11 protein-coding genes are annotated in these 10,911 nt (G+C 56.3%); 10 read left to right on the top strand and 1 reads right to left on the bottom strand.

Annotation, left to right across the window (positions count from 1 at the left end; all coding sequences use genetic code 11):
* Window positions 1-471: 471 nt before the first annotated feature.
* The 10 genes from JQN68_RS13995 to JQN68_RS13950 all read left to right on the top strand — a co-directional run bounded on the left by JQN68_RS13995 (window position 472) and on the right by JQN68_RS13950 (window position 9,897).
* Window positions 472-1,851, top strand: a complete 1,380-nt coding sequence (locus JQN68_RS13995) for a histidine kinase (RefSeq protein WP_249621265.1) — start codon at window positions 472-474, stop codon at window positions 1,849-1,851.
* Between the two features lie 131 nt (window positions 1,852-1,982).
* Window positions 1,983-3,719, top strand: a complete 1,737-nt coding sequence (locus JQN68_RS13990) for an FG-GAP repeat domain-containing protein (RefSeq protein ID WP_249621264.1) — start codon at window positions 1,983-1,985, stop codon at window positions 3,717-3,719.
* Window positions 3,720-3,931: 212 nt separating this feature from the next.
* Window positions 3,932-5,659 carry a transposase gene (locus tag JQN68_RS13985; protein WP_225073721.1) on the top strand — a complete coding sequence of 576 codons (1,728 nt, stop codon included), beginning with the start codon at window positions 3,932-3,934 and terminating at the stop codon, window positions 5,657-5,659.
* 46 nt (window positions 5,660-5,705) lie between these two features.
* On the top strand, window positions 5,706-6,230 hold the full coding sequence (locus JQN68_RS13980) for a hypothetical protein (protein ID WP_225073722.1): 525 nt from the start codon (window positions 5,706-5,708) through the stop codon (window positions 6,228-6,230).
* The gene (locus JQN68_RS13975) at window positions 6,227-7,252 is read left to right on the top strand and encodes an ankyrin repeat domain-containing protein (RefSeq protein WP_225073723.1); all 1,026 of its coding nucleotides are present in this window, start codon (window positions 6,227-6,229) and stop codon (window positions 7,250-7,252) included. The genes JQN68_RS13980 and JQN68_RS13975 overlap by 4 nt, the downstream gene beginning before the upstream one ends.
* Before the next feature lie 7 nt (window positions 7,253-7,259).
* Window positions 7,260-7,676, top strand: coding sequence for an SHOCT domain-containing protein (locus JQN68_RS13970; protein ID WP_225073724.1), 417 nt, complete (start codon window positions 7,260-7,262; stop codon window positions 7,674-7,676).
* Between the two features lie 63 nt (window positions 7,677-7,739).
* Window positions 7,740-8,408 carry a hypothetical protein gene (locus JQN68_RS13965; RefSeq protein WP_249621263.1) on the top strand — a complete coding sequence of 223 codons (669 nt, stop codon included), beginning with the start codon at window positions 7,740-7,742 and terminating at the stop codon, window positions 8,406-8,408.
* Between the two features lie 50 nt (window positions 8,409-8,458).
* Entirely contained in the window at window positions 8,459-8,779 is a 321-nt protein-coding gene (locus tag JQN68_RS13960) for a hypothetical protein (RefSeq protein WP_225073726.1), read from the top strand.
* Window positions 8,779-9,123 (top strand): hypothetical protein, encoded by a 345-nt coding sequence (locus JQN68_RS13955; protein ID WP_225073727.1) that lies wholly within the window; start codon window positions 8,779-8,781, stop codon window positions 9,121-9,123. The genes JQN68_RS13960 and JQN68_RS13955 overlap by 1 nt, the downstream gene beginning before the upstream one ends.
* A gap of 54 nt (window positions 9,124-9,177) precedes the next feature.
* The gene (locus tag JQN68_RS13950) at window positions 9,178-9,897 is read left to right on the top strand and encodes a tetratricopeptide repeat protein (RefSeq protein ID WP_225073728.1); all 720 of its coding nucleotides are present in this window, start codon (window positions 9,178-9,180) and stop codon (window positions 9,895-9,897) included.
* A 423-nt stretch (window positions 9,898-10,320) separates the two neighbouring features.
* Here JQN68_RS13950 and JQN68_RS13945 read toward each other — a convergent pair whose 3' ends face one another.
* Window positions 10,321-10,761, bottom strand: coding sequence for a YbaN family protein (locus JQN68_RS13945; protein ID WP_249621262.1), 441 nt, complete (start codon window positions 10,759-10,761; stop codon window positions 10,321-10,323).
* Window positions 10,762-10,911 lie beyond the last annotated feature (150 nt).

The following is a 10,911-nucleotide window of genomic DNA, read 5'->3' as shown; positions in this document are numbered from 1 at the left end:
AACGACCAAATTATCAATGGCGACAAAGTCGACGCCTTCCGTTTCCAGACCCAGCTGCTTTTCTAAGTCATCTTGCACATCCGACCATGGGGCCCTATACGGGCCCCATAGTTTTCTTCCTCGTTTTCCTGCCCCCTAGCCCCCATTTATAGCTTGCCTCAACCAATTTAAGAAAATTTATACCAAAAGCGAGCATTGCCTGACATGCGATATGTAAACGTTGCAGTTTTCAGTCTTTCGTTGTATATTCCGCAAAACATCGTTATCAGGCCTGTTCTGGTCCCGGTAAAAGATGTTCAGGCTTCGGGATTTATCAAGACTGTGAGTCTCTATCATGCCAGGAAAAGGAGGTGAGCAAGGACCCCCATTCCCGACGATGCAACACAAGATCGGCCGGGTTAACCGACGCATTGCGGATCTCTGCGATCCGGCGTTTATTCTTATTTTCTTTTTGATGGAAGGAGCATTACCGTGAAACTAATTAAAATCGCCCTGGCGGCCTTGACCGCCACGGCCGTGGCCGCCCCTGCCATGGCCCTCAACATCGAATGGCATGGCGACCTCAACAACCGTTTTTCCTACAGCACCCAGGCTGACACCTCGGTCCGTACCTCCAAAGACAGTGAAAAATATGTCAGCCTTGGGGGACAACTCTATTCGCTTGGTGCCATTAATCTCCCTGACACCAAGAAAAATAGCAAGGACAGTGACTTTTTCGGTGAGATCAAGTACCGCATGAGCCTCAACGTTTCCGATGACGACAAGAAGGTCAAGGGCGTGGTCGGCTTCGAATTCGGCAGCGCCAAATTTGGCGAATCCGAAAGAATGCCTTTTGGCGGAGACCAAAATATTTTTGAGCTGATGTGGGCCTACACCGACATCGAATTGCCCTTCGATCCGGCTTCCCGCCTCATCGTCGGCCTGCAGCCCGTCGGCTACAATCCGCTGCTGTGGTCCGACAACGCCGGCGGCGTCAAATGGGTGCGCAAAGACGGCCCTTGGGCATACAGCCTTGGCTGGTTCCGTGACGATGTTGCCAAAGGCAAAGGTACCGGAGGCGATAAAAAAACCGAATATGACAATGCTTATGCCGGTGACCTGACCTACACCTTCAGCAACGGCAACAGCCTGAACACTTTTGTCGTCTACCTCGAATCACGTAACGAGACACTGGTTGATGATATCAAGCAGGGGGGAACAATCCTCTCCAGTGGCCCTTCTATTACCAATGTTCAAGACCAGCAAGTCTGGCTTGGCCTGTCCGGCAAAGGCAAGTGGCAGGGCATCAACGGTCAATTCACCGGCATGTACCTGACCGGTGAACTCAAAGCGCTTGATCAAAAATTTGATCGCGAAGCCTACCTGTTCCACGGCCAACTCGATTACAAACTGAACAACACCACCTTCACCCTCGGCGGCCTCTATGCTTCCGGCGACAAAAATGACAACGATGGCAAACTGAAAAACTTTGACGTCATCGACATCTCCACCAGTATGATCGGCTCGGTCATCATCTTCGACAACTTCGCCGATGACAACTCCCTGAGCCAGGCCCCCTACCTGTTCGACAAGGGCTATGCCCTGCTCTATGCCGGCGCTCGTCACGACCTGACGGAAAAAGCCTGGCTCTGGGGCCGCTACCTGTGGCACAATACGGCCGAAAAACTGGCCGGTGAGGACGAAGTCGGTCATGAATTCGTGGTTGGTGCCGGCTACCAGATCATGAAGGGCCTGACGGCGGAGATCAACGCCGGCTACCTGCTCGCCGGAGATCTGTGGAAGTCCCTCGGGACTGATGGCGATGGCGACGACGTGTTCCGCACCGATGCCCGCATTCGCTTCGTTTTCTAGTTCCAGGATTGCCTCACTGCAGGCGATATGATAATAATGTTGGGCCGGGCTTTTGCCCGGCCCTTCTTTTTGGTCCCGTGCGTCCTAACCAAATCCTGACACTGCAAAATTTATCCAAGGGAGGTTGCGCTTTGTTCACCAGATTGAGCACCATCATGGCAGCCCTGCTGGTCCTGGTGACCGGCACCGTCCAGGCCGGAACGCTGGAAGACATCGTTCAGGACCTGCAACCCGTACCCGGCTACGTGGTACTGCCGGTAAAGGATGAATTTCTCATCGACCTGGCCGCCTCCCATGGCATCACCGGCGGGGATCTGTTCTCCGTCGTAGCGCCGGGCGAGCCGATTACCCACCCGGTGACCGGCAAGCTGCTGGGCACCCTGGACGGCAGCAAGGGCCTGCTGCAGGTTACCCAGGTCAAGAGTGGCTTCAGTCATGCCCGCCCCCTCGGCCAGCCCGGAGCCATCGTCCGCGGCGATGCCATTCGCCGCTACGACGGCCTGCGCGCCACCTTCTGGGATTATACCGGGCAGGGTGAAGAGTTTTACGGCCGGTTGAAAGCCGCCCTGCCGGACCTGCTCTGGCAGGCCTATGGCCCCGCCCAAGCCGAAAAACCGGCCCAACCCGGCGCCGCCGGGAAAACCGCCAGCGACCTGGTGGTGGTGCTCACGGCCCGCAACCTGACCGTTCGTGATGCCGCCGGCAGCGTTATTCGCAGCTATCCCGCCCCGTCGTTGGCAGCCGTACCGAGCGCTGTGGCTCCCGTGCCGGTGGCGGCGCCAGTGGTAGCGGCACCGGCCCTCGTGGCCCCTGCAACCGCAACCGCACCCTACCGCCTAGAGCAACCGGTGGCACCGGCTCCGGGCAGCGTCCGCTATGAAGCGGCGTTTCCCGGCTTCCAGGTCCTCGGCAACCCTGGCTTCACCGTGGTTATGGCCGACTTTGTCCGCGAGAATTCCGAGCTGCTGATGGCCGCCACCGACGGTGCGCGCATCAAAATCCAGAGAATCGACGGCAGCCTCAACACCATAACCGAGCTGGAAGTGGCCGGACTGCCCCAGGTCGTGGGACTGCATTGGTGGCAGCCCCAGGCCGGACAGCTTTACCTGGCCGCATCCGCCTGGAAAAATACTCAGATGGCTTCCGCCCTGTACCGCTTTGAAAACAACCGCCTGACCCCGGTCAGTGAGAACCTGCCCCATCTGTTCGGCAGTTTCGACCGCGACGGCGATGGCCGCCGCGAGACTTTGCTGGCCCAGAACATGGACCGCGAACTTTTCTGGGGCACGGTAATTCGCCAGGTTTCCGTACAGGGGAACAGGTTAAACCTGACCTCGCCCGCCTTTGAACTTCCGCGGCGCTTCACCGTCGGCGGCAGCACCATGGCCGATCTGACGGGCAACGGCAAACCGGAAACCATCGTGGTCCGCGACGGCCTGCTCTACATTTTTAGCGGCAGCAAGCAGATCTACCGCTCGGCCAAAATGATGGGCGGCAGCCTGGCTCGTTTTGCTTACCAGGTCCAGCCCGATGCCCGGGAAACCACCACTAATTTCGCCGCCGTCGAAGTACCGCCGGTAGCGGCGGATTTGGATGGCGATGGCCGTCCGGAACTGCTGGTGGTCGCTTCAGACAGCGGCATGTTTTCCGCTCCGGGATTAAGTGCCAATGTGCGTAAGAGCTGGCTGGCGGTATTGAAATACCGCGACAACACCTTCGTCAAGGGCAGCCTCGGCGAGGAGATGTCCAACCCCTTGCAGGGCCTGACGGTGCAGGACCAGCGGGTTCTATTCATCGCCACCGAACCCGGCTCGGTGTTCGGCAAGGGGGGTGAAAGCCAAGTTCTGGTGTTTCCCCTGGCAAATTAATGCAACGGAAGCAATCTGAAAAAAGCCTCGACATTGTCGAGGCTTTTTTCATTTCGGAAAACTTTTTGATTCAACTTTTGATGGTCCCGCAAAAAGCTAAGTTTTGTGTAACCCCTTAAAATAATTCAGCATTAGCGCCATTTTCTTCTTTGCTTGACAGGGCTTTTGTGGTAAGATAACCGCGCAAAATCAAATGGTTATCTGGAGTTTTCGTGATCCACGTCAAAGACCACAAACAGTACGACATGTTCAACCCGTTCGAGCACCTTGGCCCCAAACGGCTTGCCATGCTGGAATCATCCTGGGCGCATCTGTTTCGGGAAGAGATCCTCCACAGGCTGCCGGCTGAGAAGCTGTTCCCCCTGTACAGCGAGCAGTACGGCCGTCGCACCAAGGAGCTCTATGCCATGCTCGGCACCGTCATCTTGCAGCAGATGCAGGATCTGACCGACGAGGAGACGGTCGAGCAGTTCGCCTTCAACGTCATGTGGCACTATGCGCTCAATATCACCGACGCCTCGGACTTCAGCTCCTATGTATCTGCGCGCACCCTGTGGGGCATGCGGGATATCGTTGCCCGACTCGGCCTGGAGCAGTCGCTCTTTGAAAACGTCACCGAGGCACTCACAAAGCTCTTCGCTCTCGATCCCTCGAAGCAGCGGCTGGATTCGGTCCATATCTTTTCCAACATGGCGCATCTGGGGCGGATCAGGCTTTTTGTCAGGACCATCCGCAAGTTTCTGGTCAACCTGAAGCGTCATCACCCCGAGCTGCATCGAGCTCTGGGAGAGCTCGCCGAGCGCTACGAGGAGAAAAACGACGGCCAGTTTGCCGTGAAACCCAGCGACTCGGCCCGCACGCTCCAACAGGCGGGCGATGACTGCCATGCTCTGGTCGAGCGGTTCAAGGATCAGGAGGCTGTCGTCGCCATGACGAGTTACCAGCTTCTTGTTCGACTATTCAATGAGCAGTGCGTGGTTGAAATTACGGATGCCGCCACCAGCGTGGTCGTCAAGCCGAATAAGGAAGTTCCCTCGGACTCTCTCCAGAACCCATCCGATCCCGATGCCGGCTATTGCGGCCACAAGGGAAAGGGATTCCAGATGCAGGTGATGGAGACCTATTCCGAGGACAAGAGTCAACCGAATCTGCTCACCCACGTCAAGGTGGAGGCCGCCCATGAGAGCGACGCCCAGGCCGTGCTTCCCGCAATCGAGGATGCCGTGAAGCGTGACCTTGTCCCCACGGAAATTCTGGCCGACTCCCTGTACGGCAGTGACGAAAACGTGGAAAAGGCGAAGGAGCTGGGTGTCGAGATCGTATCGCCCGCCATGGGGACCCCTGCCGAGGGGATAACGCTTGCCGACTTCAGATTCACGCAGACCGATGAGATCGCGGCATGCCCCGCAGGCCACAAGCCCCAGCGGATCAAGACCGGCAAACGCGGTGGCACGATCGTCCACTTCGAAAGAGCAGTCTGCGACACCTGCCCCCGGCAATCGCAGTGTCCAGTAAAGCGGGCCAAGCGCAGCGCAACCATAGCCTATGACGCCAAGCTCCTTCGGCTTTCCCGTCGTCGCGCCCATGAAAAGAGCGAGGCATTCCGGCAACGCTACCGCTTTCGAGCCGGGATCGAAGGGACCATGTCCGACCTTGACCGGATCACCGGAATCAAACAGCTGCGGGTCAGGGGGATGGCCCAGGTGAGGGTGGCGGCGGTGCTGAAAGCAACTGGATTGAACATCCTGCGGTCAACCGCGTTCAGAAACCGGCAGAGGAAGCTGGAAAGGGCGCAAAAGAGCCCTGAATCGGCAAAAAATGCACTCCTATTGACTGTCAAAGAACGATTCGGACGGCTGCTAAACCGCCTGATCCAATTTTCGGATGCCATCAACTCCCGTTACTGCCGATACGCCGTCGTCATGACTGCCGCGGCGTAGGGTGATTTTGCGGGACCATCAATATTTCACAAGCAAAAACCTGCCGGTGAAACCCGAATACCCCTTGGCGGAAGGGATTGTCGAGGATTACGTAAAACGGGGCATTCGCTACTTCGTCCTCGACTTCGTCGAAATATCCGAAGATCCGCGTCTCATTGAACCGGTCCTTTACCGGTTTGCCAGCAAAGAGCTTTATTATCCCCTCAGGACCTCGAACACCTTTGGCGGAACAGGTGGAATCGACCTGATGCTGCTTCTTCCCGGGTCCCTCTGCAAACCGTCGCTGGCGGCCTACGACACCTGCCTTGGTTTCCGGGCGGGTCCGGTGCGTGGCCAGATGCACGCCAGCACCTCCGCGGCCCTCTCTGCCGAAGAGATCCTTCCGCTCTACCCCGAAGCCGACGAATTCTTTGGCGGCAAACCGGTTTTTCTCCAGATGGTTTCCTATTGGGGCGACTTCCTCTTTGACCGGGATATCTTCGCCGACGTCGGCGAGGCGGTCCCGCAGGCGCATGGTTATGAGCCGGAACTGAACGATGATTTCGGGATCTTTCCCGAGGAGGTACCATGAACAAGGCAGCGTTCTTTTTTTTCGGGCTATGCCTGATTTCCTTTTTCGCGGGGGATGTTTACGCTGGTCAAAACAAGAGCGCCTCGGAAGATGCCTCTCCCTCTGAGGCCCTTTTCTTCTATACCGCCCGGGGCCATGGCGATCTGAAGGTTGTCACCGGTTTTATCGAGGGCGGTGCAGACGTCCATTACCGGGATGCAAACTCAGGCCGGACTTCCCTGCACAACCTGGCCACTTACAAACATGCGGCTGCCGTTTCGGTCCTTTTAGAGCACGGGGCCGATCCCAATGTCGCCGATCAGGATCAAAGGACACCGCTCCATGATGCCGTCAGCTATATGTCCGTTGAAATATGCCGACTTCTCATAGCAAAAGGTGCCGACGTAAACCGAAAAAATCTGGCGGGAAAGACCCCCTTTTTCAGTGTCGTATACTGGGATGCAAAAAAAGCGGCAATCGAGCTGGTTACCCTCTTTTTCAAGAGTGGATATGACCCGGGCCTAGCAGATGAAAACTTTCTCAATGAAGCCATCCGGAGGGGACGGAAAGAAGTGGCGCTGATGCTGTTGGAGCAGGGCCTTCCATTTGATGATGCTTCGCTTCTTTTTGCGGCAAGGGAAGGCTATCACGACCTTTTTACGATTCTTCTCGATCGGGGAGCAAATCCGAACCAAAACTCCATGTTCGAGAATGTCTGTGCCTCAGGGGATATGAATATTACGCGAATTCTGGTGACAAGAGGCATCAAACCATCCGCAGAGGCCGTCGACTTGTGCCTGTTCAATGGTCATAAAGAAGCTGCCGTTTATCTCAATCAGGTTTTGAAAAAAGAAACCGGTCAGGAAGTGGATATTAAACGCCGATGTCATTTGGAACCCGACGGGGGGATGTGCAAGGCACTCTTCTGGAGCGCCTACTTCGATCCGGGCGCAAAGGTTTGTCGAGAATTCGCTTATGGCGGTTGCGGCGGCCAGAACCCCTTCGAGTCGCTTGAAGCCTGTCAAAGCGTTTGCGAGGAGTAGAAATCTTATGACCGATAAAGTTCACGTCACTCCCGGCGGTTTGACCCTCTTGCAGGCGAAGGCCGGCCTGGTTGTCGCGGTTCTTTTCCTGTTGTTCGGCCTGGTCTTCGCGGTGGTTGTGTTTCTGGACACACCCTCCTCGGAAGGCGGCCTGATCATCGTACAAATGGCGTTTTTGCTGATCTGGATCGCCGGGTGTCTGTCGCTTATCGTCTTTTATGCCAGACTGCTGGCCAAAGGCAAAACATTGGCGCAGAACGCGCTGATCGACGTGCATCTGGCAGAGACAACCGGGTCCCCCACAGCGGGAACCGGTGATTTCGAGGAACGCTTGCGCCAACTGGAACGTTTGAGAAAAGACGGACTGATCACCGAGGCGGAATACCAGGGTAAACGGAAACAAATCCTGCAGGAGAAATGGTGAGAGATCTGGGAGATAAAAAGGATGGCCTCGATGAGCAAAGGTCCGAAGATATTATGGGGTTGGATGGCGGTGCTGATGATGGTGAATATCTGGACCTACCCGGCCCGGGCAGACACCGCTGTCTCGCAGGCCGTTCCCCACGACCTGGTGGAGGAGACCCCATACTGCGCCGAATGGCTACCCCTGACCGCAGAGGGGTATTTTAACTGCGAGATACCGGCGGGTTGGGGACAGGGCGATCATTCCCTCGGCCTTTCGGCCGATGAGAAGGGCGCCTACGGTATTGCCCTGCATGGTCCATGGCGCGGAGAAATCCCGGTCAAGATCTCCATCTCCTATTACTCGGAAGGAAACCTGCTCTACCGGTCGGCGGACCACTATCTGCGATTGTTCTCGCAACCTGCGCTGGGCGTGGCCCTCGAAGGCAGCAATTATGGACCGGTGACAAAGGCGACGGTCTCCGGCCGGCAGGCGCTGATGTTCGAGCGGGTCAAGAATGAATTCGTGCCGATGCAGATCGACCTGGGTCCCGATCAGCCGGGCGACGGGAACGGCATGGTGTACGAACGGCGGGAGTTGATGGCCAGGCCGATAGCGGTGAAGGAACGCTTCGTGGTGCTCCCCGCGGAATCGGGTTTCTACGCTCTGCGCTACTCCGCTGCCGAAGAAAACTTCCAGGAGTTTCTGCCGCTTTTTGAAAAGGTGACGGACACCTTTTACGCAAAACGATGAATTGTAAAAAAACGGGTAATTCTGGACTAACCAAAAGGAGGGTAGAAAAAATGTCAAAAGCCATTCTGATTTCGGTATTTGTCCTGTTCGTTGTTTCGGCAGGCTGGGCCATGTCTGATACGGTTCGCCACAGTTCCCGGGACACAGCCAAAGATAGTCCGGTTATGAACAAATTGTTTGCTTCCGCTTTCGACGATACTGATCTCCCCTGTTATGTAGGTGGGCAACACGTGGCAAACTGCTCGCGGAACAACCCCTATTACAATGCCTTCAACGGGGAATGCTACGGCACCTTGCAGGAATGTAAAAAAGCCGACGGGGATTTGGCGGACACCCCTGGTTCCGGTAGTTGCGTCCGTTGCGGGAATTGATGGGCAAACTGGCAAAACAGATTAGGGCCGAGTTCAGGCAGTTGCCGCTGATGCTGGGCAAAGTGCTGGGCGGGTTCGCAGCCGTCGGCGGATTCATGATGGTTGTTATGACCCTGACCAGAACGTCGACCAGCTCCGCGGGAAGTGTTCTGCCGTCGGTCCTGGTCGGAGTAGCAGGGGTGGTTGTTTTTATCCTCTCCGGCCGGGCTTTGACCAGACGAGCCGCTCTCCCGGATGAGGCGCGGGCTTGTCACCGGATGAGTGTGAGTCTTGTATCATGGGCGCTGCTCCTGCTGTTCGTTCTGTTCTTTCTGGCCGGCACCTGGTTTTTCACTAACGTCTAGCAATCCATCGGGCACCCGCCATCCGTAAATCAACTCCATAGGCAAGGCAACTTCATGTTCCAGATTTCCAAAACAGTTCGGAACCTGATCTTCAGCATGCTGTTCTGGACGCTGGCCGCATCGCCGACTGTTGCCCAGACTCCGCCAGAAGCTGAACGGCACTTCAACCGCGGTATGGCAGCTGTCGAAATGGCCAAGGATGTCGAAGATTACGAGTTGGCCATTGAGGAGTTCCGGAAAGCTCAGGCACTGGCCCCGGACTGGGCGGATGTTTATTACAACCTGGGACTCGTTCAGGAGAAGGCGGGAAAGGCTGAAGCCGCCCTCGCCAGCCTGCGGAGATATCTGCTTCTGGCTCCGGATGCCGAAGATGCGGCCCAGGTGCGCCAGTTTATCGACCGGCTTGAATATCGACTGGAGAGAGCCGCGGTGGAGGTTAAACGCCCTGATGCGCTGCTTGGTGTCTGGAAACGCTACATTCCGGACATAGGCCGATTGATGGAAGAACATGTCTTTTCGGTAAACAGCGGGAGACTTACCGTGTCTCTAACGGGATGGAATGTTATTGTTCCCGTCGACTTCGACGGCAAAAACGTACGGTTCAAATATATGCATATGAACCCGGAAACGGACGTTGAATATGAATTTGTCGGTCAGCTGATTTCGCCGACACTGATACGTGGCAACTATAATAGTCGCGTCGTCAGATCAACCTTGCCGGTGATGCCCGCAGGTCGCCGGGGTGTTGCCTCGATGGAGTACTGGAAACAATAAAGGCCAGGAACGGTGATTCTTCAGGGAGGGGGATTTACGCTGGCGGATATCAGAACTGAACGGTCAGATCCTTCTGCAGCAAAAAACCACTGAAATCTTTTGTGGAGAAACTGTCATGAGATATCTTTCCAGCCGGATCCTTTCCCAGCTCTGCTGCATAGGTTAACAACAGCCGCAACGGAGTAATCATCCGTCTTCTTCTCTATTTTCGCCTTGCTCCAGCGGTTCGATTTTGACTCTTCGGAACGAGGTCCGGCTCACCCTGAAGCAGGTCAGCAGGAAATTCCCCACCTCAGCCGCTAACCGACCACGGGAAAAGGCCCCAATTCAAACAGAATCAATCCGCCAGGGAATCAAAGGGTCGTTCTTCTGGGAATCGTACTTGAAGAAGATCCGAACAAAGAAGTAGGGTCGGGGTTACCGCTAGCCGTCCCGCTCCGTCGAACCTGTAGTCGCAGGTGCCTTCCCCACACACTGCTCCTTCTCCGGATACGGCACCGCCGCTTCCCTCAGCGTCCTAATGCGCATCAGGTGCAGGGTCACACCGCAGGCAATGCCCAGCAGCACCCCCCTTCCCCACCAGAGGTCCACTGACCGCCAGGCCGAATAACCGATGGTCAGCCACAGCAGCAGGAGGGTGAGCACCTTCTGCTTCAGAGGGATACCTCGTCCGGCCCGGTAATTCCGGATATAGCCGCCGAACCAGCTATTGGTCAGCAGCCAGCGGTAGAAGCGCCGGGAACTGCGTGCATAGCACCAGGCGGCGAGAAGCAGAAAGGGCGTGGTAGGCAGCAGGGGCAGCAGGATGCCGAGGGTGCCCAGCCCCACGCACAGGGTTCCGCAACCGATGAGTAAAGGGCGCATCGCCCGATTTGATTTGGACTGCCTGCAGCAGGCCGAATTTTTCGAGTCCTCCATGGTACCCCGGTATCGCTGAAGAAAAAAAACTTTTCATAGTCGCCGCGTCCTTTATTATAATCATAGCCGGGGTCGGTCCTCAATCGGGGGTTTCAT

It is taken from the genome of Desulfuromonas sp. CSMB_57, from assembly GCF_020194955.2.
GTDB lineage: Bacteria > Desulfobacterota > Desulfuromonadia > Desulfuromonadales > Syntrophotaleaceae > JAFCIY02.
The sequence above is the reverse complement of the archived record's forward strand: the minus strand, read 5'-3'. Positions and strand labels throughout refer to the sequence as shown.